Below are 24,561 nucleotides of genomic sequence, written 5' to 3' on the forward strand. Positions count from 1 at the left end.
ACTTTCTGTTTACATATGGTCACTCAGTGACCCTATGTGTCGCAGACGTTGTTCGGCTAGAATCTCCTTTCTAATTGTCATCCGGCCTGACCGGCCATCTGTTGAGTCCCTGCGAGGTTTGCCATGGCTGACTACAAAGCCCCCCTGCGCGATATGCGCTTCGTCCTCAATGAAGTGTTCGAGGTTGCCAAGCTCTGGGCCGAACTGCCTGCGCTCGCCGAAGTGGTCGATGTGGACACCGCCGCCGCCATTCTCGAAGAGGCCGGCAAGGTCGCTGGCGGCACCATCGCCCCGCTGAACCGCAGCGGCGACGAGGAAGGCTGCCAGTGGCAGGACGGCGTCGTGACTACCCCGGCCGGCTTCCCGCAAGCCTACAAAACCTACGCCGAAGGCGGCTGGGTCGGCGTCGGTGGCGATCCGGCGTTCGGCGGCATGGGCATGCCCAAGGTCATCGGTGCCCAGGTCGAGGAGATGATCAACTCGGCCAACCTGTCCTTCGGCCTGTACCCGATGCTGACTGCCGGCGCCTGTCTGTCCCTCAGCGCCCACGCCAGCGAAGAGCTGAAGGAAAAGTACCTGCCGAACATGTACGCCGGCACCTGGGCGGGCTCCATGTGCCTGACCGAGCCGCACGCCGGCACCGACCTCGGCATCATCCGCACCAGGGCCGAGCCCCAGGCCGATGGCAGCTACAAGGTCAGCGGCACCAAGATCTTCATCACCGGCGGCGAGCACGACCTCACCGAGAACATCATCCACCTGGTGCTGGCCAAGCTGCCGGACGCCCCGGCCGGGCCGAAGGGCATTTCCCTGTTTTTGGTGCCGAAGTTCCTGGTCAACGACGACGGCAGCCTGGGCGAGCGCAACAGCCTGTCCTGCGGCTCCATCGAGCACAAGATGGGCATCAAGGCCTCAGCCACCTGCGTGATGAACTTCGACGGCGCCACCGGTTACATCATCGATGCGCCGAACCGCGGCCTGGCCGCCATGTTCACCATGATGAACTACGAGCGCCTCGGCGTCGGCATCCAGGGCCTGGCCTCCGGCGAGCGCTCCTACCAGAGCGCGGTCGAGTACGCCCGCGAGCGCATCCAGAGCCGTGCCCCCACCGGCCCGGTGGCGCAGGACAAGCAGGCCGATCCGATCATCGTGCACCCCGACGTACGGCGCATGCTGCTGACCATGAAGGCGCTGAACGAAGGCGGCCGAGCCTTCTCCAGCTACGTCGCCATGCAACTGGATACCGCCAAGTTCAGCGAAGATGCCGCCACGCGCAAGCGCGCGGAGGAGTTGGTCGCTCTGTTGACCCCGGTGGCCAAGGCCTTCCTGACCGACATGGGCCTGGAAACCACCATCCACGGCCAGCAGATCTTCGGCGGCCACGGCTTCATCCGCGAGTGGGGCCAGGAGCAACTGGTGCGCGACTGCCGTATCACCCAGATCTACGAAGGCACCAACGGCATCCAGGCGCTCGACCTGGTCGGCCGCAAGGTGATCGGCAGCGGCGGTGCGTTCTACAAGCACTTCGCCGAAGAGATCAAGGCCTTCACCGACTCCACCGATGGCGAGATGGCCGAATTCATCGAACCGTTGAAAGCCGCCGTGCAGAACCTGGAAGAGCTGACTGCCTGGCTGCTCGACCGGGCCAAGAGCAATCCCAACGAGATCGGCGCCGCGTCGGTCGAGTATCTGCACGTGTTCGGCTACACCGCCTATGCCTACATGTGGGCATTGATGGCCCGCGCCGCGCTGGCCAAGCAGGGTGAGGATGACTTCTACGCCAGCAAGCTGGGCACCGCGCGCTTCTACTTCGCCCGCCTGTTGCCGCGCATCCACTCCTTGACCGCCTCGGTCAAGGCGGGCAGCGAGCCGCTGTTCCTGCTCGACGCCGCGCAGTTCTAAGCGCGGTCGCCGGACCCTCAAGCCCCGCCTCGCGCGGGGCTTTTTCATGGTGGCGTCAGTCGGCGATCAGTCGGTCGACCAGTTCCGGATCGGCGATGAAGCGGTTGCGATTGCCCTGCAACTGCTCGATCCTGGCGTTGCGGGCTTTCTCTTCGGCGTCCGCGGGGTCCAGCCGATGCCAGCGCTTGTACATCTCCACCGGTCCGACGATGGGCAGGTGATATTCGCTATGCATGTAGAAAATCGCCCGCGCGATGTTGCCCTTGGCTTCGTCGCGCGGCTCCACCGTCTGGAAGGTGGCGCGCAACGGGCAACCGATATCGGCGAACTTGCTCGGCACACTGGCGTCCACTTCGCCGAACTGGGCGTTGCGCCGGGTCAGCTCGACGCGGGTCAGGGCCGGGTAGAGGTTGTGCAGGTCGGCCTGCATGTAGCGGTACTGCGGGTTGATGACCGAGCACTGATTGTCGGTGATGCAGCGTAGCGAGCGCTTGATCTGCTTGAGGCTGTACACCGGGCTGGCGCTGAGCTGGCTGCCTTCGCTGTCGAAAGGCCGGTCGCAATAAAGGGTCCGGCCGCCGCGGGCATAGAGTTGGCCCCAGAAGGCTGGCAGGGCGGTTTCTTCGGTGAGTCGGTCTTGCCCGCCGGCGAGGGCGGAATGGCTGGCGCAGGTCGCCAGACAGGAGAGTGCAATCGCAACGGCGCGCATGGGTAATCCTGGGACTGCTGTGTCCGAACGGCTGTTTTTGTAGGACAAAACGAGTCTAACAGGACCTGCGTCACACCTTAACCCAACCTAGGGACTGTGCGAGACGTCGCCGACGGGGCAGGCCACAGATGTTGAGCAGGGGCAGGGTTGGCTGCCTCAGCCATGCGAACCTTGCCCGGCGCTCGCTTCGACGCCCTGTAGGCAAAGGCTTACAGCATGTACTGGCTTTCGCTTCTGGCCGTCTCGGGAACTTCTACCTAATCTTGCGCACATGGATGTCGCGCAGGAAGCGCACCGCAAAACAGGGATACATAGGACCATTCGCCAGGACGGCGAGTCGACCAAGGATGTCAGGATACGTCTGCAAAGCCCCGCTTCGGCGGGGTTTTCTTTTTTCCGGCAGAACGATTGCGGCCTCCATGCGCCTGCCGCAAGGCATTCCCGCCACGGAGAATGCCTTGTGCTTTCTCGGCATACTGCCGCGGCCAGCGCGCTACCTCACCTTGCGCAGAATGAAGTCGGTCATGCTCTCCTGCTGACTGGGCATCAAGTTCATGCGCGGAATATAGAACGCACCCCGCAGCCCGACCTGGGCGGCCCGGTCGCGCAGCGCCTTGGCGTGATAAGGGTGGTGGTAGAGGATGCCCAGGCTGTCCGGGGAGGTCACGGGCACGTTTTCATTGGCGACCCATACTTCCGGATCGTTGCGGTCCATCAGGTTAAGCATGTCGATGTCCTGGCGATAGCCGGTGATGCGCGGGCTATACAGATCGCGCATGCCATCGATGCCGTAGAACTGCTTGGCGGCATTCTCGATGTTGTCCACCGAGAAATGGTACTGCTTGAACACCTCCTCCCAGCGCACGATATCCATCGTCGATTGCGTTTCGATGGCGGCGGCAGCCGTCACACGGGTGGACTGCCGCTCCACCGGGTCGCGACTGTTGAGGTTCGCCATGTCGTCGTGGAACGCCAGCCAGAGCGACGTGCTGGCGCCGGCGGAACTGCCGATCACCACCACCTTGCTCGGGTCGATATTGAATGCGCTCCGGTTGAGCCGCAGGAACTGCAATGCCCGCTTCGAGCCGTTCAGCGATTTGACCAGGCCCTGGTTGTCGCCACGGTTCAGAAGCGGATAGTCGATGGACGCGTAAGCCACGCCACCGCGCAGGAGGGTAATGATGTCGTCCCGATTGCGAGAGCGATAGGCGTCTTCCTTGCTACCCGATGTGAATCCGCCGCCGTGAATGAATATGACCAGCGGCGTACTGTCGGGGCGCGAGCGCGAAACTTCCGGCAAGAAGATATCCAGCCGGCTGTGTGCATCGGTGCCGTATTCAACGTCTTTGATGAAGTTCGCACGGGTAGAACCCAGATCGAACGGAGGCTTGCTTGGTCGGAGCTCCAGTGCCGATGCCAAGGACGATAGTGAACTGGCGAACAGGGCGATGAATAACAGCAGCCATTTCTGAAACGGCTGTTCGCTCTTTATATAAAGGGCGCGACGTTGATGGGGGCGGATAGTGTTTTTTGGGGGGGCGGCGTGAATCATGACTGATCTCCAGCGAAGGGATACGTCAGTCGAGGCACTTCTCTTCCACGAGTCAGTAATCGCTTACTCGGCGCTCCTGCCGGTGGCACACGAACTAAACGTCAGGCAGCCGAGCTGCATTAGTGGTTATGACGGAAAGGTAAATATCGCGGCAGGCTTACAAGAGGGCGGCGAATAACAACTACACCGCGGTCGAGCATCGTTATGAGTGACAATGCAAGTTACTAGTAACCGGATTGGTCAAAGTTCCATTCTGCCGGGTGGCCAGCTCGGGACATTTTGCCAAATCCTCCTTATGAGGAATCGTCACGGGGTTTGACGCCGTCCCGCTCGAATAGCTGCATGGCCAATGGCCGGAATTCAGCGGTTTCCGATGAGCGGTCATGCGATCGCCTTGCGAAAAAGGCGAATCCGAGCATCGCGAATCGTGGGTGCGGCGCCATGTGTCGGCCGCGCTGTCGCGAGGTATGCCATAAACAAAAAACCGCGCAGGGCGCGGTTTCAAGTGGTGGGTTTCGCATGGGATGAACGCCGGTTCGAAGTCCCAGGCGAGAGAGCTCTGCGGCCCCTGGTTTGCTCCTTCTCGGACCCGCCCGCAGAGAGCGGGTCCTGCCCCTGATTTGCCAGGGCGGGAGCTTCCCTTATTTGACTTTACGCAGGATGAAGTCAGTCATGGATTCCATGTTGGCCGGTACGATGTTCATCTTCGGAATGTAGAAGGTACCTTTCAGACCCACGTTGGCAGCCTGATCACGCAGCGCTTTGGCATGGTAGGGGTGGTGGTACAGGATGCTCACGTTGCTCGGCGCGGTGACCGGTACACCCTGGTTGGCTACCCATACTTCCGGGTCGGAGCTGTCCATCAGGCTCAGTGCATCGATGTTCTGGCGATAGGCGGTGGTCGCCGGGCTGTAGAGTTGCTGGATGCTGTCGATGCCGTAGAACATCTTGGCCGAGGATTCCATGCTGTTTACCGAGAAGTTGTACTGCTTGAACACTTCTTCCCAACGCACCATGTCCAGGCTCGATTGTGTCTCGGTCGCCACGGCGCCCAGTACGCGAGTCGACTGACGTTCTACCGGATCGCTGCTGTTCAGGTTGGCCATGTCGTCATGGAAGGCCAGCCAGAGCGACGTACTGGCACCCGCCGAGCTGCCGGCCAGAATGATCTTGTCAGGGTCGATGTTGAAGTTGTTCTGATACTGGCGAATGAACTGCAGCGCACGCTTGGAGCCATTCAGCGACTTGATCAGGCCTTCCTGATCCTGATCCCTCTTGTCGAGCAGCGGGTAGTTGATCGACGCATAGGCGACGCCTTTATCCAACAGTGCGGTAATGTTCTTGCGGTTGCCGGAGTCGTAGGCCTTCTCTTTGCTACCGGAAGTGAAACCGCCACCGTGGATGAAGATAACCAACGGGGTCTTGGTTTTGCTCGAATAAGCGGACTTCGGAACGAACATATCCAGCTTATTACGCTCATGATCGCCATAAGCGACATCTTTCACGAAGTAGGCGGAAGTGGAGCCCAGATCGAAGGGCGGGGTGCTTTGTTTCAGCGTCAGTGCCGAGGCGAACGGACTGGTGCTGATTGCAAAGAGCGCTGCCAGCAGGGGACGTTGAACTTTACCAGTGAAAACTTTTTTCCAACCAGAAGCGGAGGGGATGTTGCTATTGGCAAAAATGGTCATGGACTGATATCTCCGATGAGAACGTCTTCAGTCGGGCACATCTCTTCCGCGAGTTAGTAATTGCTTACTCGGCATTCCAGCCAGTGACACACGAACAAAAGTTAAGGGTTTCAGGTTTAAGGTTGAGTGAGTTTTTGATGTTGCCTTGTAGAGGTGAGTTGGTCGTGAACCTCTTGGGTCGACTTTTTATAGATTTAACTTGCGCTTGATAAGAGCCGTTTGTCGCCCCTCTGGCGTCAATAAATTGATATTGCGGCTAATTGATATCACTTTTAATAGGCCAAGTTGCACTTTGCCAGTATTAGCCAGGTCGATTTTTAGCCACTTTGGAAATATTGACGCCCTAAAATCGGCGTCATTTTTTTGTTGATTGATCCGCCACAGGCTTATTCGACCAGGCAGGAAAAATCCCCGATCCGGACGAACGGTAGTGAAAATCGGCTGATTTTTATGGGCTCGATAAGCCCGTGGCTGCTGGCAGAACGCTATTTTCTGTCGGCCTTGCGCCCCTGAACCCAAGGTTTTGCCATCGTCAGGCCGGACGACCGGTCAGTCAGGTGCCCGCTCCCCGGCTTCTGCGCCTTCGGCAAAGGCCGTCCGGTGGGTGTTTTTGACTCAGGCAGGGGCAGCGCTCAACTTTTTCTCGGCGCCGACGTCTGCTTCTTGAGCAGGAAATCGACAATTAACCCGGCCGGTGGGTCCCCTTGCCTTGCACTGCCTCCATTAACGTCGACGTCATGTCGGCAGGGAGACTGTTATGGGTTTGTTCACTGTGCGCCATCTCTACGATCCGAGCCTGCAGCTGGAGGCCGAGGAATTCGGCGAGCCCGTTGCTAAACCACGCGGCGCGCGTTCTGCGGCTCAGGTGCGGCAGTGGCTGCATCGGTGTGCGTGTCTGACGCGTAAGCGGAGGCGAAACGGTAGCTAGGCGAAACTGGCGAGCAGATCCTCGGCGAATGCCGCCTGGGCCTCGCTGGGGCGGCGGCCACGATGGCTGCACAGGTGGAACTGCACGCTGAAGCCAAAGCAGTCGGGCAATAGTTCGCGCAGCCTGCCGCGCCGGACCCAGGGCGCGGCGATGTGTCGGGGTAGGGGGCCGATATGGCTGCCGGAGAGAATGAAGGCCAAGGTGCCCTCCACCTGTTCGCTGCGTGCGCTGCTGAATGCCGCCTGCCAGGGTTCGCCGGGCTGCGTGAAACGATAGGGGTGATGTACGCCGTCGTACTGCTGCAGTTCCTCGACGGCGATTTCCTCCCGTGAAAACAACGCGTGGCCGGCTCCGCAGTAGAGCGCTTGCTGCTCGTCGAACAGTTGGTGTCGGTCGAGGGCGGTCTGAGTGTCGGAAAAGTAGCCGATGGCCAGATGCAACTGGTCCTGCAATAAAAGTCGCTCCAGCTCGGCCGGTACGGCACTGAGCAACTCGATCTGCACTGCCTGATTACGCTGGCGGAAACGCCCGATGGCCGCCGCCACTCGCTCCAGTACTTGCGCGTCGAGGGCTTCGGACAAGCCGATGCGCAGCTCGCCGAGCAGTTTGTCGGCCATGCCCTGGGCCTCGTCCTTGAACGTATCGATGGCATCGAACAGCCGGCGCGTCGCCTGCAGTACCTGCTCGCCCTTGGGCGTCAGGCGAAAGCCGGCCTTGCCGCGCTCGCACAGGCGAAAGCCAAGGCGCGTCTCCAGCTTGGCCATCTGCGTGCTGATGGTCGACTGGCCGACTCCAAGCTCGCCTTGCGCCGCGCTGAAGCCACCGTTTTCCACCACGCAGACGAACAACCGCAGCAGTTGCAGATCGAGATCGCGGACCTGGCTGAGCATATCGGCCTCAAACATCGATAAAGATGAATGCCAAAGTAGCATGCTTCGTATTTATTCGAAGCGAGGCGGGCGCCAGGATGCAGGCATCCCCCACTGCCGGAGTCCTGCCATGCGCTTTCTGCTCAGTCTCCTCGTCGCTCTCGCCCTGCCCGCGGTGGCGCAAGAGAAGGCCCTGAACCTTTATAGCTGGTCCGCCTACATTCCCGAACAGGCACTGGAGCGCTTCCAGAAAGAGACCGGCATTCGCGTCAAGTACGACATCTTCGACAGCGCCGAAGCCCTGGACGCCAAGCTGCTCACCGGCGGCAGCGGCTACGACGTGGTGTTTCCCGCTTCCAGCGGCCTGGCACGCGCCATCAAGGCCGAAGCTGTACGCCCGATCGAGCGCTCGCGGCTGAACCACTTCGCCAACCTGGACCCCGAGCTCCTGGCCAAGCTGGCGACGGTCGATCCCGGCAACCGCTACGGCGTGCCCTACACCTGGGGCACCGTGGGCCTCGGTATCAACCGCCAGGCGGTGGAGCAGCGCATTCCCGACGCCCCCTTGAACAGTCTGGACCTGCTATTCAAGCCGCAGTACGCCAGCCGCCTCAAGGACTGCGGCATCGCCGTGATCGATTCACCGCTGGAGGTCACCAGCATCGCCCTGCATTACCTCGGCCATGCCCCCTACGGTCATGACCGCGCAGCGCTGAGCGAGGTCCAGCGCCTGCTCGCCGAGCTGCAGCCGAACCTGCGCTACGTCGGCAGCGGCCGGCACATCGACGATCTAGCCAAGGGCGAGATCTGCCTGGCGCTGACCTACAACGGCGACGCCGCCATCGCCGCCGAACAGGCCCGCGAGGCGGGGCAGGCGTTCGACGTGCTCTACCGCATCCCCCGCGAAGGCACCCTGCTGTGGTTCGACACCATGGCCATTCCGGCGGATGCCCCGCACCCCGAGGCCGCCCATGCCTTCATCGACCACATGCTGCGCCCCGAAGCCATCGCCGAGCTGACCAACAGCGTGTTCTTCGCCAACGCCAACCGCGCGGCCGCCGAGCTGATCGACCCGCAGATCGCCAGTGACCCGGACATCTATCCGCCCGAAGCCATACGTGCCCGGCTGTTCAGCGAGCAACTGCTGCCGCTCAAGGTCCAGCGCGAACGCACCCGCCTGTGGGCCGGCTTCCGCACCCACTACTAATAAAAGGAGAACCGCCATGGACCACGCCTTCGACAACGACCAGGCCATCACCCGCGACAGCCTCTACGGCACCGCCGCCGAGCCCACCTACGCCGGCATCACCAGCTTCATGCGCCGGCGTTACAGCCGCGACCTGCGCGGCGTGGACCTGGTCATCAGCGGCGTGCCCTTCGACACCGCCACCACCAACCGCCCCGGCAGCCGCTTCGGCCCGCGGGCGATCCGCGCCGCCTCGGTACAGATGGCCTGGGCCCGGCAATTCCCCTGGGAGTTCGACCCGTTCGAGCGCCTGGCCTGCGTCGACTATGGCGACTGCTATTTCGACCACGGCCGGCCGGAAGCCGTGCCGGCAGCCATCGAGGCTCACGTCGAGCGCATTCTCGATGCCGGCTGCGCGCTGCTCACCTTGGGCGGCGACCACTTCATCAGCTACCCGCTGCTCAAGGCCCACGCCAGGAAGCACGGCCCGCTGTCGCTGATCCACTTCGACGCCCACAGCGACACCTGGCCGGACGAGGAGGGCCAGCGCATCGATCACGGCACCATGTTCTACCACGCCGCCCGCGAGGGCCTGGTCGATCCGGCGCGCTCGGTGCAGGTCGGCCTGCGCACCACCAACGACGACGTCATGGGCTTCCAGGTGCTCGACGCCCGCCAAGTCAACCGCAGCAGCCCGGAACAGATCGCCGAACTGATCCGCACCCGCGTCGGCGACCATCCGGTGTACCTCACCTTCGACATCGACTGCCTTGACCCGGCCTTCGCCCCCGGCACCGGCACCCCGGTCTGCGGCGGCCTCTCCAGCCACCAGGCCCTGGAAATCATCCGCGGCTTGCGCGGCATCAACCTGGTGGGCATGGACGTGGTGGAAGTGGCGCCGCCCTACGACAACGCCGAAATCACCGCCCTGGCCGGCGCCACCCTGGCGATGGAAATGATCTGCCTCTACGCCGCCCGGCACACAGCCTGAACGCAAGGGCGGCTCCCGGAGTCGATAAAGCTGTAACCAATCGACACCGGAGCCGCCATGGACCTGATCCGCATTCTCATCGCCATTCTCCTGCCGCCACTCGGCGTATTCCTCCAAGTCGGCTTCGGCGGCGCCTTCTGGCTAAATATCCTGCTCACCCTGTTGGGCTACATCCCTGGGATCGTGCATGCGGTGTATATCATCGCCAAGCGCTGAGGTTTCCCTCGCCTATGAGAAAGCCGCGCATTGCGCGGCTTTCTATTGGAAGAGAGTCCACACGGTCTTGAACCGAGAAAACCAGACCCGCTTTGATTTTTCGAAGGGTTGCGTATACGTTACTTATATCTAGAATAGTTACGTATACCAGACATGGACTTTTCCCTCATAACGTTGCGTCTTGGCCAGCAGATTCGTCGGCGACGCCTGAACCTTGGCCTGACCCAGGCCAAGCTCGCCTCGCTGGCAGGTATCACTCGGCAGAAGGTCATAGCTATCGAGAAGGGCGACTTGTCGGTAGGCATGACGGCCTATGCGCGTGCGCTAGGGGCCTTGGACTGTGAACTCTCGGTGGTGCCCGCGGCCATGCCTACGCTGGATGAGATCCAGGGAGTGTTCGACTGATGGCTGCCGTGCTGAAGGTTTCCACGCCAGAGGGCGACAGCGGGAAGATTCTCGCCAGCGCTGGGGATTATCTGTTTCGCTACCACGAGGAGGCCAAGGCGCAGGCCGCGATCAGTTTGCTGATGCCCGTGCGCCTGGATGAATACCGGCATCGGGAGCTGCACCCGATCTTCCAGATGAACCTGCCGGAAGGTTATGTCCTGGAGCAGTTGCGTAACCGCCTGGCCAAGGTCATAAACGTCGATCCCATGCTGCTGTTGGCACTATCCGGCAGTAGCTCACCTATCGGGCGGGTGGCGGTCAGTTCGCCGGAGGTCGACGCACTCTTGCGGAGGCAGCAATTCCCCGGAGAAAAGCTGGAAGAAATCCTCGCCTGGGATGGGGCGGAAGACATCTTTGCCGACCTGGTGGATCGCTACATCCTGCGCGCCGGAATCTCGGGCGTGCAGCCCAAGGTACTGGTGCCTGAACACCAGGGTTTCGCGCCACAGCGCTTCACCACAAAAACCTCCGAACTGATCATCAAGAGCGGCCGGGATGAGTTTCCGGATCTGGCGATCAACGAATTCCTCTGCATGTCCGTGGCCAAGGAAGCGGGGATTGCGGTGCCGGAGTTCTACCTGTCCGCCAACGCCAAGCTGTTCGTCATGCGCCGCTTCGACCGGGACGAGGAGTTCAACCCCATTGGCTTCGAGGACATGGCAGCCCTGATGGGGCTGGCTGCGGAGCAGAAGTACAGCAAGAGCTATTCGGCCATCGCCAAGGCGATTCGCCTGTTCTGCCCGCCCGAGCAGGTGCAGAGCTCACTGGCACAGCTCTTCGCCATGGTGACCCTGAGCTGCATCGTCGGTAACGGCGACGCCCACCTGAAGAACTTCGGCTTGCTGTATTCCGACCCCACCCAAAGAGATGCCCGGCTCGCACCGGCCTACGACATCGTCAACACCACGGCCTATATTCCAGAGGACGTATTGGCACTGGACCTTGCGGGCAACAAGTCGCTGTTTGCGTCGCGGCAGGGACTGCTGGACTTCGCGCGAATCTGTGACGTGGCGCAGCCAGAGGGAGTGATTCGCGGGCAGCTGGCAGCACTGGAGCGGGTGCTGAATCGCTTTGCCGAGCTGACGGAGCAGGCGCCGCAGGTGACTGCTGCGATCAGGCGGTGTGCTGAGCCATTTGCGCAGAGCTTTGGGTAATGAGCGCACCTTTGAAGTGGCGTTTGGGGCGCGTTGTTGCTCACGGAAACCGTGGTCTGTCCTTGCTCCCCGTATCATTGCCAAGCGTTGAGGCTTCCATCGCCCATGAAAAAAACGCGCAGTGCACGGCTTTGAAGGTGGTGGGCCCACACGGACTCGAACCGTGGACCAAAGGATTATGAGTCCTCTGCTCTAACCAACTGAGCTATAGGCCCTCAGAAGGAGGCGGGATTATACCGGCGCCGTTTCCGTTGCGCCAACCGAATGCCGTGGCTTCAGGAAGCGCTTGGCAAAGGTTTCCGCTGGCAGCGGGCGGCTGAACACGAAGCCCTGGATCTGTTCGCAGCCTTCCGCCGCCAGGAACTGTTCCTGGGCCTTTGTTTCGACGCCTTCGGCGATGACCGAGAGCTGCATGCTGCGGCCGAGGGCGATGATGGCGCGGGCGATGGCGGCGTCGTGAGGGTCGTCGGGCAGGCCGCGGACGAAGGACTGGTCGATCTTGAGGATGTCCAGTGGCAGGCGCTTGAGGTAGCTGAGCGAGGAGTAGCCGGTGCCGAAGTCGTCGATGGCCAGTTGCACGCCGAGGGCCTTGAGCTGGTGGAGGATCGCCAGGGCGGTTTCGGCCTGGTTCATGATGAAGTTTTCGGTGATTTCCAGCTGCAGGCGCGCTGGCTCCAGGCCCGATTCGTCGAGCAGTGCGTGGATGGCATCGGCCAGCTGAGGTTGGCGTAGCTGCATGCCGGACAGGTTGACCGACAGCGGACCGAACGGGGCGTGGCAGTCCTGCCAGGTGCGCATCTGCTGGCAGGCTTGCTTGAGCACCCAGTCGCCCAGCGGCAGTATCAGCCCGGTCTCTTCGGCCAGGGGGATGAAACGGTCCGGTGGGATTTCGCCGAACAGCGGGTGGTGCCAGCGCAGCAGGGCCTCGGCGCCCACCAGGGTCTGCTCGGTCAGGCACAGCTTTGGCTGGTAGTAGAGGCTTAGTTCGTTGCGCTCCAGGGCGCGGCGCAGTTCGTGCTCCAGGGCCATGCGCTCGTTGGCCTGGAAGGTCAGGTCGCGGGTGTAGAGTTCGACGCGGTTGCGGCCGTTGGCCTTGGAGCGGTACATGGCGGCGTCGGCGTTTTTCACCAGGGTCGCCACATCGCTGCCGTCACGGGGATAGAGGCTGACGCCGATGCTGGCGCTGATGAAGAACTCATGATCCTCGGCCTGGAAGGGTGCGGCGAAACAGTCGAGCAATTTGTTGGCGACGTGTTCGGCGTCCTGGGGGGCATGCAGGCCGGGCAGCAGAATGATGAATTCGTCTCCGCCGAGGCGGGCCACCGTGTCGATATCGCGCAGTTGGTCCTTCAACCGCTGGGCGATGCCTTTGAGCAGCAGGTCGCCGACCGGGTGGCCCAGGCTGTCGTTGATGTGCTTGAAGCGGTCGAGGTCGAGGAACAGCACGGCGCCCTGGGGTTCGTCGGCGAGGGCGGTGCGCAGGCGCGCCTCGAATAGCAGGCGGTTGGGCAGGCCGGTCAGGGGGTCGTGGTGGGCCTGGTAGTCGAGCCTGGCCTGGGCGTGCTTGAGCGTGGAGATGTCGGCGAAGACGCCGACGAAGTGGGTGATCTGTTCGTCGTCGTTGCGCACGGCGCTGATCGTCAGCCAGCACGGATAGGCTTCGCCGTTCTTGCGCTGGTTCCAGATTTCACCCTGCCAGTGGCCGTCGGCCGCGAGGCGATGCCACATGGCGGCGAAGAAGGCGCTGTCGTGGCGTCCGGAGCCGAGCAGGCGCGGCGTCTGGCCGAGGGCTTCGTCCTCGCCGTAGCCGGTGATCTCGCTGAAGGCACGGTTCACTGCGCAGATGCGTTGCTGCAGGTCGGTGATCATCACGCCTTCGACGGTGCTTTCGAACACCGTGGCGGCTTGCAGGAGCTTTTCCTGCATCTGTTGGCGCTCGGTGATGTCGCGGGCGATGGTCAGCATGCAGGTTTCGCCGCCAATCTGGATCGGCTGCGCGGACAGCTCGCACAGGCGCAACCGGCCGTCCCGGGTGCGGATCGGCGCGCGGAAGTCCCGCGCGCTGCCCTGTTGTCGGATCAGTTCGACGAGCCGCCGGCGATCCTCGGGGTCGGCCCAGATGCTCAGGTCCATGGTCGAGCGCTGCGCTGCTTCCGGCATGGCGTAGCCGGTAATGCGGGTGAAACCCTCGTTCGCCTCGATCAACATGCCATCGCTCAGGCGGGTGATGAGCAAGCCGTCAGGGGAGGCGTGGAAGGCCTTGGCGAACTTCTCCTCGGAGACCTGCAGCTGCTGCTCGGCTTCCTTCAGTTGGCTGATGTCGCGCACCACGACCACCATGGCCGGGGTTTCGTCGAGCTGCACCGGCTGTGCGGAAATCAGCCCGGTGAACAGCTGGCCGTCGCGCCGGCGGAACGGCAGCTCCAGGTTGTGCAGGGTGCCCTGCTGCAGGGTAAGCAACACGTTCGGCCCGCTGCCGGGAATTCCCCAGATGTTCAGCTCGGTCGCCGTCTTGCCGATGGCCTCGGCGGCGGGAATGCCGAGGCGTCGCTCGAAGGTCTGGTTCACCGCCAGCAACCTGCCGTCCTCGCGGCGGGCAATGACGAAGATGTCGGGGCAGTGATGAAACACCGAGGCGAACTTCTGCTCCGACAGGCGAAGGGCCTGCTCGGTCTGCTTGGCTTCGCTGACGTCGATCATCAGCCCACGTAACAGCAGTTCGCCGCCCTGGCGTACCAGCGTGACGATGTCGTGGATCCACACCACCCGCCCGTCGTTCGCCAGCATGCGGTAATTGAGCGTATGGTCGCGGCCGGCGTCGGTGGCTTCGCGGGCGTAGCGCTCGACCGACTCGGCGTCCTCCGGGTGCAGGTTGCTGCGCCAGAAATCCGGGCGCAGCCAGGCTTCCTGTGGGTAGCCGAGCAGCTTGGCGGCATGGGGCGAGACATAGGTGTAGGTGAAGCTGGAGGCATTCGCTTCCCAGGCGATGGCACCGAGGCTTTCCACCAGGCCGCGGTAGTGGGCCTCGCTGCCGCGCAGCTCCTGTTCCAGGGCGATGCGGCTGGCCATTTCGGCGCGCAGCCGGCCGTTGATGACCAGCACCGTGCCCAGCACGACGAGCGCTACCAGCAGGCCTGGCACGCCGTAGAGCAGCAGCGTGCGCCAGCGTTCGCGCCGGTCCAGTACGCCGCCTACCCAGTGCTCCTGCAGGGCGGCGGCCTCGCTGCTGCCGATTTCGGCGAACAGCTTGTCGAGAATGCCGATCAATATCGTCTGACCTTTCGGCGCAGCCATCGCCAGTTGGTAGCGATAGGACGTCTCGCCGCTGACGAACAGCCCTTCCAGCTTGAGTTCGCGAATGTTCCAGACGCTGGAGGCGAGGTCGCCGACCATGGCGTCCGCCTGGCCCGTGGCTACTGCCTGCAGCGCGGCGGCGACGCTGGGCAGGGGCATGAGATTGAGATCGGGGTGGTGGCTGCGCAACAGTTCATGGGGGGCGTAGTCCTTGACCACCGCGATCTTCAGGCCGTACAGCTGCTTCAGGTTGCGTGGCTGCGGGCCGTCGCCCCGGGCGAGGATGACGATGGGAAAGTCGAGGTAGGGGCGGGTGAACGTCAGGTAGGTCTGCCTTTCCGGGGTCGACATCACGCCGGGCAGCAGATGGATATCGCCAGCCTTGGCCCGCGCCAGCACGTCGCTCCAGCTGCTCGGCTCGATCGGCTGCATGCGCACGCCCAGTCGCTTCTCGATCAGGGCCACATAGTCGGCGGCCAGGCCTTGGTAGCGCCCCTGTGCATCACGGAATTCGAACGGCGGCCAGGAGGCATCGACGCCCAGGCGCAGTACGCGGTGTTCGGCGAGCCAGGCACGCTCCTGCTCGGTCAGCTCCAGGGCTGCCGCTCCTGCTGCCCAGCATGTCAGGCACAGCAGGAGGATGGCCGGCAATCGTGGCATGGTTACTTCTCGTCGCTTACCGGATCGTCTTTCGAGTGTAGCGGGCTGGCGCGGTGATGCTATTGACCCACGGCAGCTCGCCGGGTGACGCGGTTACCGCAGGCCGAGCGGCGGGCAACATGGCTGCTTTGGGTGCCCTGGTACTGAGGTGGGCAGGCCGGCCGCTGTCTTGCTCGCGGGTTCTGCCCGCTCCTGCAGAGTGAGCCGGCTCAGATCGGCGGGATGGCGAGGTCCAGGCGTGGGTAGTCGCTGTCGCCCTCCTGTTCATTGCGCGGCGGCACATGCTGGGTGCCGACGACCTTGTCGCCCTGCAGGGTTTCCAGGTGCACATCGAAGCCCCACAGGCGATGGAGGTGCTTGAGCACTTCCTCGGTGGACTCGCCCAGCGGTTTGCGGTCGTGCTGTTGGTGGCGCAGGGTCAGGGAACGGTCGCCCCGGCGGTCGATGCTCCAGATCTGCACGTTGGGCTCGCGGTTGCCGAGGTTGTACTGCGAGGCCAGCAGCTCGCGGATCGTGCGGTAGCCGCTTTCGTCGTGAATGGCCGAAACCAGCAATTCGTCCTTCTGATCGTCGTCGAGAATGCTGAACAGCTTGAGGTCGCGAATTACCTTGGGCGAGAGGAACTGCAGGATAAAGCTCTCGTCCTTGAAGCTCTTCATGGCGAACTTGAGCGTGGACAGCCAGTCGCTGCCGGCAATGTCCGGGAACCAGCGCTTGTCCTCCTCGGTGGGGCTCTCGCAGATGCGGCGGATGTCGCGGTACATCGAGAAGCCGAGGGTGTAGGGGTTGATGCCGCTGTAGTAGGGGCTGTCGAACGCCGGCTGGTAGATCACGCTGGTGTGGTACTGCAGGAACTCCATCATGAAGCCGTCGGTGACCAGGCCTTCGTCGTACAGGTCGTTGATCAGCGTGTAGTGCCAGAAACTGGCCCAGCCCTCGTTCATCACCTGCGTCTGGCGTTGCGGGTAGAAGTACTGGGCGATCTTGCGCACGATACGGATCACCTCGCGCTGCCAGGGCTCCAGCAGTGGCGCGTGCTTTTCCAGGAAATAGAGGATGTTTTCCTGCGGTTCGGCCGGGAAACGCTTGTTATCGTGTTCGTCGCGCTTGCCGCTGCCCTTGGGAATCGTGCGCCAGAGATCGTTGACCTGCTTCTGCAGGTGCTCTTCGCGATCCTTTTGCCGGCGCCGTTCTTCCTCGGCGGAAATCGGGTAGGGGCGCTTGTAGCGATCGACCCCGTAGTTCATCAGGGCATGGCAGGAGTCCAGCAGGTCTTCCACCGCATCGATGCCGTGGCGTTCTTCGCACTGCATGATGTACTGCTTGGCGAACACCAGGTAGTCGATGATCGAGCTGGCGTCGGTCCAGGTGCGGAACAGGTAGTTGCCCTTGAAGAAACTGTTGTGCCCATAGCAGGCATGGGCGATCACCAGTGCCTGCATGCACATGGTGTTTTCTTCCATCAGGTAGGCGATGCAGGGATCGGAGTTGATCACGATCTCGTAGGCTAGGCCCATTTGCCCGCGCTTGTAGCCCTTCTCGGTGGCCAGGAAGTGCTTGCCGTAGGACCAGTGATGGTAGCCCAGCGGCATGCCGACCGAGGCATAGGCATCCATCATCTGCTCGGCGGTGATCACTTCGATCTGGTTGGGATAGGTGTCGAGGGCATAGCGCTCGGCGATACGGGCGATTTCCCGGTCATAGGTACGGACCAGGTCGAAGGTCCATTCCGAGCCGGTGGAAATCGGCTGGTTCTTGCGTGCGCGGGGTGTCATGTCGCGATCCTCCGCTGGAACAGTTCGCGGAACACCGGGTAGATATCGCCGGCGGACACCAGCTGTTGCTGGGCGAAGGTGTCCTCGAAGGCTTCGCGCACCTGCTCGTATTCGAACCACAGGGCCTGGTGCTCGCGCGGGGTGATTTCCACGTAGGTGTAGTACTGCATGAACGGCATGATCTGCTTGATCAGGATGTCGCGGCAGATCGGTGAGTCGTCGTTCCAGTTGTCGCCATCGGAAGCCTGGGCGCCGTAGATGTTCCACTCGTTGGTGGGATAGCGCTCGGCCATGATTTCCTGCATCAGCTTCAGAGCGCTGGAGACGATGGTGCCCCCGGTTTCCCGGGAGTAGAAGAATTCTTCCTCGTCCACCTCGCGTGCGCTGGTGTGGTGGCGGATGAATACGACGTCGATCTTGTCGTAGTTCCGCTTGAGGAACAGGTACAGCAGGATGAAGAAGCGCTTGGCGATGTCCTTGGTCGCCTGGGTCATGGAGCCGGAAACGTCCATCAGGCAGAACATCACCGCCTTGGAGCTGGGGTTGGGCTGCTTGACCAGCAGGTTGTACTTGAGGTCGAAGGTATCGAGAAAGGGCACGCGTTTGATGCGCGCCCGCAGCTTGGCGACTTCCGCTTCCAGCTCCTGGATGTCGCCGAAGTTATCCGGCTCCTCCAGTCTCAGGCGTTCCAGCTCGCGCTCGCTGGCCTTCAGCTTGGCGCGGCTGGAGCCGGACAGGGCGATGCGGCGGGCATGGGCCGAGCGCAGGGTGCGCACGATGTTGATGCGCGACGGGTTGCCGTCGTTGCTGATGCCGGCGCGCACGGTCTTGAAGGTGTCGCTGCCGGTCAGGTGGCGCTTGATCAGGTTCGGCAGTTCCAGGTCCTCGAACATGAAGTCGAGGAATTCCTCCTGGGTGATCTGGAACACAAAGTCGTCCATGCCCTCGCCGCTGTTGCTGGCCTTGCCGCCACCGCGTCCGCCGCCGCCACCGGAGGGGCGGGGAATGCGTTCGCCGGCGGTGAACTCCTTGTTGCCGGGATGCACGATGGTCTGCTTGCCGCCGCGGCCGTGGTGCAGGATCGGCTCGTCGATATCGCGGCCGGGAATGCTGATCTGCTCGCCGTGTTCCATGTCGGTGATGGAGCGCCGGCTGACGGCTTCTTCCACCGCCTTCTTGATGTGGTCACGGTAGCGCCGCAGGAAGCGCTGGCGGTTCACCGTGCTCTTGTTCTTGCCGTTCAGGCGTCGGTCGATCACGTAGCTCATAGGGGCCCTCCGGGCGGCTGCAGGTTCTAGGCGGCACGGGGCTTCAGGCGGGCGAAGGACGCAACGGCCCTTCGCTCGCCGAGTGAAACCCTAGGCCGCCTCACTGCGACTTCCGCACCCGCAGATACCATTCGGAGAGCAGTCGGACCTGCTTCTCGGTGTAGCCGCGCTCGACCATGCGTTTGACGAAGTCGTTGTGCTTCTGTTGATCCTCCTTGCTCGCCTTGGCGTTGAAGCTGATGACCGGCAGCAGGTCCTCGGTGTTGGAGAACATCTTCTTCTCGATGACTACCCGCAGCTTCTCGTAGCTGAGCCAGGTCGGGTTCTTGCCGTTGTTGTTGGCACGGGCGCGCAGTACGAAGTTGACGATCTCGTTGCGGAAGTCCTTCGGGTTGCTGATGCCAGCGGGCTTCTCGATCTTCTCCAGCTCCTCGTTGAGGGCCACGCGGTTGAGGATCTCGCCGGTTTCCGGGTCGCGGTACTCCTGGTCCTGGATCCAGAAGTCGGCGTACAGCACGTAGCGGTCGAAGATGTTCTGGCCGTATTCGCTGTAGGACTCCAGGTAGGCGGTCTGGATCTCCTTGCCGATGAACTCGATGTAGCGCGGTGCGAGGTATTCCTTGATGTAGCGCAGGTAGCGCTCGCGGGTTTCCGGCGGGAACTGCTCCTGCTCGATCTGCTGTTCCAGCACATACAGCAGGTGCACCGGGTTGGCGGCGACCTCGTGGGGGTCGAAGTTGAACACCTTGGACAGGATCTTGAAGGCAAAGCGGGTCGACAGGCCGTTCATACCCTCGTCGACGCCGGCGTTGTCGCGGTATTCCTGGATCGACTTGGCCTTGGGATCGGTGTCCTTGAGGTTCTCGCCGTCATACACGCGCATCTTCGAATAGATGTTGGAGTTGTCCGGCTCCTTCAGGCGGCTGAGCACGGAAAATTGGGCGAGCATCTTCAGCGTATCCGGTGCGCAGTGGGCCTTGGACAGCGAGCTGTTGAACAGCAGCTTGTCGTAGATCTTGATCTCGTCGGTCACCCGCAGGCAGTAGGGCACCTTGACGATGTAGATGCGGTCGATGAATGCCTCGTTGTTCTTGTTGTTGCGGAAGCTGTGCCATTCCGATTCGTTGGAGTGCGCCAGCAGGATGCCGTTGAAGGGAATCGCGCCCAGGCCCTCTGTACTGTTGTAGTTGCCCTCCTGGGTGGCGGTCAGCAGCGGGTGCAGCACCTTGATCGGCGCCTTGAACATCTCGACGAATTCCATCAGACCCTGGTTGGCCCGACACAGGGCGCCCGAGTAGCTGTAGGCATCGGCGTCGTTCTGCGGGTATTCCTCCAGCTTGCGGATGTCCACCTTGCCGACCAGCGCGGAGATGTCCTGGTTGTTCTCGTCGCCCGGCTCGGTCTTGGCCACGGCGATCTGGTTGAGGATCGACGGGTACAGCTTGACCACGCGGAACTGGCTGATGTCGCCGCCGAACTCGGTCAGGCGCTTGGTCGCCCAGGGCGACATGATGCTGGCCAGGTAGCGCCGCGGGATGCCGAAGTCCTCTTCGAGGATGGCGCCATCCTCGTCGGCGTTGAACAGCCCCAGGGGCGATTCGAACACCGGCGAGCCCTTGATTGCATAGAAGGGTACTTTCTCGATCAGTTGCTTGAGTTTTTCCGCCAGCGACGACTTGCCGCCGCCGACCGGACCGAGCAGGTAGAGAATCTGTTTCTTCTCTTCCAGCCCCTGCGCGGCGTGGCGGAAGAACGAGACGATCTGGTCGATGCACTCTTCCATGCCGTGGAAGTCGGCGAAGGCCGGGTAGCGGCGGATCACCTTGTTGGAGAAGATCCGCGACAGCCGCGGGTCGGTCGATGTGTCCAGCAGTTCGGGTTCGCCGATGGCCATCAGGATGCGTTCGGCGGCGGTGGCGTAGACGCTGCGGTCCTGTTTGCACAGGTCGAGATATTCCTGCAGGGAATATTCTTCCTGGCGAGTGGTTTCGAAGCGTTGTTGGAAGTGGCTGAAGATACTCATGACGTCACCTCGGTCGATGCTCGGAGCCGGGCGAGGGATCGGTCGTACGGATTGCTGGCGAGCAGCAGATGCGTCTGCCGACGAAGATCCCCCAAAACACCTAAAGGTCGCTTACCGTGGGCCCGGAAGCCGGTGGGCCGGCTTTGCCTTAGTTGGATGGCCTGAGGGTAAGGATAGTTCGGAATCCGGGAGATCAAGGGCCAGTCTGTAACAAACCGGCACGATCCACGGGCGCGGAGCGCGCAAAGCCAGGGCTGGCGCGGCGCGCCGGCAGGAAAATAATTTGACGCTGGAGAACGGGCGCTCGGCGCCTGGCCGCCGCAGGCTCTAGCCTGCCGGTCCGGGGGGAGCGCAGCAACCGGTTGTTGTGCTTCGGCTGCGAGTGGCTTACTCGAGCGGCGTGCTATCGACGTCGTCGGGATAGGTGGCGCGCCAGAGTTCGAAGCCGCCATCCAGGCTATAGACGTCGGCGAAGCCCTGGTGGGCCAGATAGGCCGCCGCGTTCTGGCTGGAGTTGCCGTGATAGCAGGTGACGATCAGCGGATGGTCGAAGTCCGCCTTGGCGATGAAGTCGGCCAGGGAGTGGTTGTCCAGGTGCTGGGAGCCGCGGATATGCCCGAGGGCGAAGCTCTGCGGGTCGCGGATATCCACGATCACGGCGCCCTGTTGGCGAAGTTGCTGGGCCTGGGCGGGGGGGATGCGCTGGAATTCGCTCATGGGGTTCACCTTTGGGATTCGAGGGGGCGTCGGCTCAGCGCTGGGGCGCGCAGGCGCAGCGATGCATCTCGCCGCTATCGACGTTCAACAGGGTCATGGCGCCGCCCCACACGCAGCCGCTATCCAGGGCATGGATGTCCGGCTCGCTGCAGCGCCCCTCGAGGGCGGCCCAGTGGCCGAAGATCAGCTTGTGGCCGCGGGTCTTGCGCTGTGGGTAGCTGAACCAGGGGGCGAAACCCGGCGGTGCGGCATCGGCGCCCTCCTTGTGCTTGAGGTCCAGGGTGCCGTCGGCAGTGCAGAAGCGCATGCGCGTGAAGTAGTTGGTGATCACCCGCAGACGGGTCACCCCATGCAGGTCCTTGCTCCACTTGGCGGGTTCGTTGCCGTACATGCCATCGAGGAACAGCGGCAGGCGGGCGTCGTCGCGCAGGGCTTCCTCGACCTCTGCGGCGAGCTTGAGCGCCTTCTTCAGCGTCCATTGCGGCGGAATGCCGGCATGCACCATGGCGACGTCGCGCTCGGCGTCGTAGTGCAGCAGCTTTTGCCGGCGCAGCCAGTCGAGCAGATCGCCGCGGTCGGGGGCGTCGAGGATTTCCTGCAGGGTGTCGTGCTTTTTCAGTCGCTCGATATTGTGCGCCGCCGCCAGCAGATGGAGGTCATGGTTGCCCAGCACGCAGGTCAGCGAGTCGCGCATGGCATAGAGGAAGCGCAGGGTTTCCAGCGACTGCGGGCCGCGGTTGACCAGATCGCCGACCAGCCACAAGTGGTCCCTGGCCGGGTCGAACGCCACCCGCTCCAGCAGGCACTTGAGCGGTTCCAGGCAGCCTTGCAGGTCGCCGACGGCATACAGGCTCATCAGTGCAGCGCCCCCGGCACAGCCAGACGGAACGGCGCAATGATCGCGTCGAAGCGCTTGCCGTCCTCGGCGATCATCTGGTAACTGCCCTGCATGGTGCCAACCCGGCTCGCCAGTACGGTACCGCTGCTGTAGGTGTGGCTATGGCCGGGCGCGATCAGCGGCTGTTGGCCGACCACGCCGGCACCGCGGACTTCCTGAACGCGACCGTCGCCATCGGTGATCAGCCAGTGACGCGACCGCAGCTTGGCGGGCAGCTGGCCGTTGTTGGATATGGTCACGGTGTAGGCGAAGGCGAACCGGTTCTGCTCCGGCTGCGACTGCTCCGGCAGGAACCGGGTGACGACGCTGACATCGATCTGATAACGGGGGTCGGACATTGAGCGGGACTCGCCAAACGGAAGTTCAGTCTAGGGTCTCAGGCGGTGCTTGTCTGCCCGGCGAGGGTATCGGCCAAGCGTACGAAAGCGGCGAGGTCCAGTTGTTCCGGACGCAGGCTGCCGTCGACGCCGGCGGCCTCGATGTCCGCAGCGGACAGCAGGCCCTTGAGGGTATTGCGCAGGGTCTTGCGCCGCTGGTTGAAGGCCTCGCGCACAACGCGCTCCAGTTGACGGGCGTCCTTGGCCGGATGCGGCAATACCTCGTGGGGCACCAATCGCACGATGGCCGAGTCCACCTTCGGCGGCGGGTTGAAGGCGCCGGGGCCGACGTTGAACAGGTGCTCCACGCGGCAGTGGTACTGCACCATGATCGACAGACGCCCCCAGTCGCCGCCGCCCGGCTGCGCGGCGAGGCGTTCGACCACTTCCTTTTGCAGCATGAAGTGCATGTCGCGGATCAGCCCGGCGTGCTCCAGCAGGTGGAAGATCAGCGGGGTGGAGATGTTGTAGGGCAGGTTGCCGACCACCCGCAGGCTGTGGGGTTCGGCGCCGAGCGTGGCGAAGTCGAACTTCAGCGCATCGCCCTGGTGCAGGTGGAAGTTGGGCTCGAGGCCAAACTTCAGCTTGAGCAAGGGAATCAGGTCGAGATCCAGCTCGATCACGTCGAGACGGGCGCCGCTGCCCAGCAGGCCTTCGGTGAGCGCACCCTGACCGGGACCGATCTCCAGCAGGCGCTCGCCGTCGCGGGCGTGGATGGCGCGCAGGATGCGGTGAATCACCCCGGCGTCATGCAGGAAGTTCTGGCCGAAGCGTTTGCGCGCGCGGTGTTGGTAAGGCTCTGACACGAAGAAGGCTCCAAGCTTCGAGCGGCGGGCGGGGCCGGCAGCCGAAGCAGAAAATGCAAAGGTGCGCAGCTTACCAGTTGGGACCGAGACCGGCATCCCGCCCGGCCTCAGGCGCGGCTGGAGGCCATCTGATAGGCGGTTTCCAGGGCGACTTCGAGGCTGCCGCAATCGACCCGTCCGGTGCCGGCCAGGTCCAGGGCGGTACCATGGTCGACCGAGGTGCGGATGATCGGCAGGCCCAGGGTGACGTTGACCGCCGCGCCGAAACCCTTGTACTTGAGCACCGGCAAGCCCTGGTCGTGGTACATCGCCAGCACCGCGTCGCAGTGGTCGAGATGCTTCGGCGTGAACAGCGTATCGGCCGGCAGTGGGCCGACCAGATCGAGTCCCTCGCTGCGCAGGTCGTCCAGCGCCGGTTCGATGACCTCGATTTCCTCGCGGCCGAGATGGCCGCCTTCGCCCGCGTGAGGGTTGAGGCCGCACACCAGGATGCGCGGCCGAGCGATGCCGAACTTGTCGCGCAGGTCCGCATGCAGGATTCGCGCGACCCGTTGCAGGCGCTCGGTGGTAATCGCTGCGGCGACATCCTTCAGGGGCAGGTGGGTGGTCACCAGGGCCACACGCAGGCCGCGGGTGGCCAGCATCATCACCACCTGGGTGGTCCGGGTCAGCTCGGCGAGGAATTCGGTATGGCCGGAAAACGCGATGCCGGCTTCATTGATCACACCTTTGTGCACGGGCGCGGTGATCATTCCGGCAAAGTGCCCGTCGAGGCAGCCCTGGCCAGCGCGGGTCAGGGTTTCCAGCACATAGCCGGCGTTGGCCGGGTCGAGCCGTCCCGGCGTTACCGGCGCATGCAGCGGGGTATCCCAGACATACAGGTTGCCGGCATCTGCAGGAGCGCACGGCCAGTCTTCCGGAATGACCGCGATCAATCGCACGGCAAGCCCGAGTTGCGCGGCGCGCTCCTGGAGCAGGTCGCGGCTGGCGATGGCGACTAGGGGATGAGGCTGGGTATTGCCGGCGAGCAGCAGGCACAGATCGGGACCAATGCCGGCCGGTTCGCCGGGAGTCAGTGCAAATGGGCGGGTCATGCTCATG

General features: G+C 63.0%; 19 protein-coding genes and 1 tRNA gene. 6 read left to right on the forward strand and 14 right to left on the reverse strand.

Translation table 11 applies throughout. The annotated features are described in order from the left end of the window. Nucleotides 1–123: 123 nt before the first annotated feature. Entirely contained in the window at nt 124–1,902 is a 1,779-nt protein-coding gene (locus tag ACWKV7_RS15800) for an acyl-CoA dehydrogenase C-terminal domain-containing protein (RefSeq protein WP_483858642.1), read from the forward strand. 55 nt (nt 1,903–1,957) lie between these two features. Here the strand turns inward: ACWKV7_RS15800 and ACWKV7_RS15805 are convergent, their stop codons facing one another. The 4 genes from ACWKV7_RS15805 to ACWKV7_RS15820 form a co-directional block, all read right to left on the reverse strand. Beyond that, a complete protein-coding gene (locus tag ACWKV7_RS15805; protein WP_483858643.1) occupies nt 1,958–2,611 on the reverse strand; it encodes an endonuclease in 654 nt (217 codons plus the stop codon). Nucleotides 2,612–3,104: 493 nt separating this feature from the next. Beyond that, a complete protein-coding gene (locus ACWKV7_RS15810) occupies nt 3,105–4,163 on the reverse strand; it encodes an alpha/beta hydrolase fold domain-containing protein (RefSeq protein WP_483858644.1) in 1,059 nt (352 codons plus the stop codon). 641 nt (nt 4,164–4,804) lie between these two features. Beyond that, entirely contained in the window at nt 4,805–5,851 is a 1,047-nt protein-coding gene (locus ACWKV7_RS15815) for a carboxylesterase family protein (protein WP_483858645.1), read from the reverse strand. Nucleotides 5,852–6,775: 924 nt separating this feature from the next. Next, the gene (locus tag ACWKV7_RS15820) at nt 6,776–7,669 is read right to left on the reverse strand and encodes a LysR family transcriptional regulator (protein WP_483858646.1); all 894 of its coding nucleotides are present in this window, start codon (nt 7,667–7,669) and stop codon (nt 6,776–6,778) included. A 109-nt stretch (nt 7,670–7,778) separates the two neighbouring features. On the opposite strand from ACWKV7_RS15820, the gene ACWKV7_RS15825 reads away from it, so the two are divergent. From ACWKV7_RS15825 to ACWKV7_RS15845, 5 genes are all read left to right on the forward strand, one after another. Continuing rightward, entirely contained in the window at nt 7,779–8,855 is a 1,077-nt protein-coding gene (locus tag ACWKV7_RS15825; RefSeq protein WP_483858647.1) for an extracellular solute-binding protein, read from the forward strand. 16 nt (nt 8,856–8,871) lie between these two features. Continuing rightward, a complete protein-coding gene (speB, locus tag ACWKV7_RS15830; RefSeq protein ID WP_483858648.1) occupies nt 8,872–9,825 on the forward strand; it encodes an agmatinase in 954 nt (317 codons plus the stop codon). Nucleotides 9,826–9,882: 57 nt separating this feature from the next. Then, nucleotides 9,883–10,041, forward strand: coding sequence for a YqaE/Pmp3 family membrane protein (locus tag ACWKV7_RS15835; protein ID WP_003084988.1), 159 nt, complete (start codon nt 9,883–9,885; stop codon nt 10,039–10,041). Nucleotides 10,042–10,194: 153 nt separating this feature from the next. Continuing rightward, nucleotides 10,195–10,446: a helix-turn-helix transcriptional regulator gene (locus tag ACWKV7_RS15840; RefSeq protein ID WP_483858649.1), complete on the forward strand. Its 252-nt coding sequence runs from the start codon at nt 10,195–10,197 to the stop codon at nt 10,444–10,446. Beyond that, nucleotides 10,446–11,642 carry a type II toxin-antitoxin system HipA family toxin gene (locus tag ACWKV7_RS15845; protein ID WP_483858650.1) on the forward strand — a complete coding sequence of 399 codons (1,197 nt, stop codon included), beginning with the start codon at nt 10,446–10,448 and terminating at the stop codon, nt 11,640–11,642. Before ACWKV7_RS15840 ends, ACWKV7_RS15845 begins: the two co-directional genes overlap by 1 nt. A gap of 138 nt (nt 11,643–11,780) precedes the next feature. Here the strand turns inward: ACWKV7_RS15845 and ACWKV7_RS15850 are convergent. From ACWKV7_RS15850 to pdxA, 10 genes are all read right to left on the reverse strand, one after another. Beyond that, nucleotides 11,781–11,857, reverse strand: a tRNA-Ile gene (locus ACWKV7_RS15850). A 16-nt stretch (nt 11,858–11,873) separates the two neighbouring features. Beyond that, a complete protein-coding gene (locus ACWKV7_RS15855; protein ID WP_483858651.1) occupies nt 11,874–15,596 on the reverse strand; it encodes a bifunctional diguanylate cyclase/phosphodiesterase in 3,723 nt (1,240 codons plus the stop codon). Nucleotides 15,597–15,805: 209 nt separating this feature from the next. After that, complete coding sequence (locus ACWKV7_RS15860; protein ID WP_483858652.1) at nt 15,806–17,371, reverse strand: SpoVR family protein; 1,566 nt, start codon at nt 17,369–17,371, stop codon at nt 15,806–15,808. Further along, nucleotides 17,368–18,639 carry a YeaH/YhbH family protein gene (locus ACWKV7_RS15865; protein ID WP_483858653.1) on the reverse strand — a complete coding sequence of 424 codons (1,272 nt, stop codon included), beginning with the start codon at nt 18,637–18,639 and terminating at the stop codon, nt 17,368–17,370. The genes ACWKV7_RS15860 and ACWKV7_RS15865 overlap by 4 nt, the downstream gene beginning before the upstream one ends. A 100-nt stretch (nt 18,640–18,739) precedes the next feature. After that, nucleotides 18,740–20,662, reverse strand: a complete 1,923-nt coding sequence (locus ACWKV7_RS15870; protein ID WP_483858654.1) for a PrkA family serine protein kinase — start codon at nt 20,660–20,662, stop codon at nt 18,740–18,742. A gap of 387 nt (nt 20,663–21,049) precedes the next feature. Beyond that, on the reverse strand, nt 21,050–21,379 hold the full coding sequence (gene glpE / locus ACWKV7_RS15875) for a thiosulfate sulfurtransferase GlpE (protein ID WP_483858655.1): 330 nt from the start codon (nt 21,377–21,379) through the stop codon (nt 21,050–21,052). A 34-nt stretch (nt 21,380–21,413) separates the two neighbouring features. Further along, nucleotides 21,414–22,235 carry a symmetrical bis(5'-nucleosyl)-tetraphosphatase gene (locus ACWKV7_RS15880; protein WP_483858656.1) on the reverse strand — a complete coding sequence of 274 codons (822 nt, stop codon included), beginning with the start codon at nt 22,233–22,235 and terminating at the stop codon, nt 21,414–21,416. Further along, nucleotides 22,235–22,615: a Co2+/Mg2+ efflux protein ApaG gene (gene apaG / locus ACWKV7_RS15885; RefSeq protein ID WP_483858657.1), complete on the reverse strand. Its 381-nt coding sequence runs from the start codon at nt 22,613–22,615 to the stop codon at nt 22,235–22,237. Before apaG ends, ACWKV7_RS15880 begins: the two co-directional genes overlap by 1 nt. 38 nt (nt 22,616–22,653) lie before the next feature. Then, entirely contained in the window at nt 22,654–23,460 is an 807-nt protein-coding gene (gene rsmA / locus ACWKV7_RS15890; protein ID WP_483858658.1) for a 16S rRNA (adenine(1518)-N(6)/adenine(1519)-N(6))-dimethyltransferase RsmA, read from the reverse strand. Nucleotides 23,461–23,567: 107 nt separating this feature from the next. Beyond that, nucleotides 23,568–24,554 carry a 4-hydroxythreonine-4-phosphate dehydrogenase PdxA gene (gene pdxA / locus ACWKV7_RS15895; protein ID WP_483858692.1) on the reverse strand — a complete coding sequence of 329 codons (987 nt, stop codon included), beginning with the start codon at nt 24,552–24,554 and terminating at the stop codon, nt 23,568–23,570. Nucleotides 24,555–24,561 lie beyond the last annotated feature (7 nt).

The organism is Zestomonas ipomoeae (assembly GCF_057128665.1).

Coding starts and splice junctions, on each gene's coding strand:
- ACWKV7_RS15800 (WP_483858642.1), top strand. CDS start 124: ATGGCTGACTACAAAGCCCCCCTGCGCGATATGCGCTTCGTCCTCAAT.
- ACWKV7_RS15805 (WP_483858643.1), bottom strand. CDS start 2,611: ATGCGCGCCGTTGCGATTGCACTCTCCTGTCTGGCGACCTGCGCCAGC.
- ACWKV7_RS15810 (WP_483858644.1), bottom strand. CDS start 4,163: ATGATTCACGCCGCCCCCCCAAAAAACACTATCCGCCCCCATCAACGT.
- ACWKV7_RS15815 (WP_483858645.1), bottom strand. CDS start 5,851: ATGACCATTTTTGCCAATAGCAACATCCCCTCCGCTTCTGGTTGGAAA.
- ACWKV7_RS15820 (WP_483858646.1), bottom strand. CDS start 7,669: ATGCTCAGCCAGGTCCGCGATCTCGATCTGCAACTGCTGCGGTTGTTC.
- ACWKV7_RS15825 (WP_483858647.1), top strand. CDS start 7,779: ATGCGCTTTCTGCTCAGTCTCCTCGTCGCTCTCGCCCTGCCCGCGGTG.
- speB (WP_483858648.1), top strand. CDS start 8,872: ATGGACCACGCCTTCGACAACGACCAGGCCATCACCCGCGACAGCCTC.
- ACWKV7_RS15835 (WP_003084988.1), top strand. CDS start 9,883: ATGGACCTGATCCGCATTCTCATCGCCATTCTCCTGCCGCCACTCGGC.
- ACWKV7_RS15840 (WP_483858649.1), top strand. CDS start 10,195: ATGGACTTTTCCCTCATAACGTTGCGTCTTGGCCAGCAGATTCGTCGG.
- ACWKV7_RS15845 (WP_483858650.1), top strand. CDS start 10,446: ATGGCTGCCGTGCTGAAGGTTTCCACGCCAGAGGGCGACAGCGGGAAG.
- ACWKV7_RS15855 (WP_483858651.1), bottom strand. CDS start 15,596: ATGCCACGATTGCCGGCCATCCTCCTGCTGTGCCTGACATGCTGGGCA.
- ACWKV7_RS15860 (WP_483858652.1), bottom strand. CDS start 17,371: ATGACACCCCGCGCACGCAAGAACCAGCCGATTTCCACCGGCTCGGAA.
- ACWKV7_RS15865 (WP_483858653.1), bottom strand. CDS start 18,639: ATGAGCTACGTGATCGACCGACGCCTGAACGGCAAGAACAAGAGCACG.
- ACWKV7_RS15870 (WP_483858654.1), bottom strand. CDS start 20,662: ATGAGTATCTTCAGCCACTTCCAACAACGCTTCGAAACCACTCGCCAG.
- glpE (WP_483858655.1), bottom strand. CDS start 21,379: ATGAGCGAATTCCAGCGCATCCCCCCCGCCCAGGCCCAGCAACTTCGC.
- ACWKV7_RS15880 (WP_483858656.1), bottom strand. CDS start 22,235: ATGAGCCTGTATGCCGTCGGCGACCTGCAAGGCTGCCTGGAACCGCTC.
- apaG (WP_483858657.1), bottom strand. CDS start 22,615: ATGTCCGACCCCCGTTATCAGATCGATGTCAGCGTCGTCACCCGGTTC.
- pdxA (WP_483858692.1), bottom strand. CDS start 24,554: ATGACCCGCCCATTTGCACTGACTCCCGGCGAACCGGCCGGCATTGGT.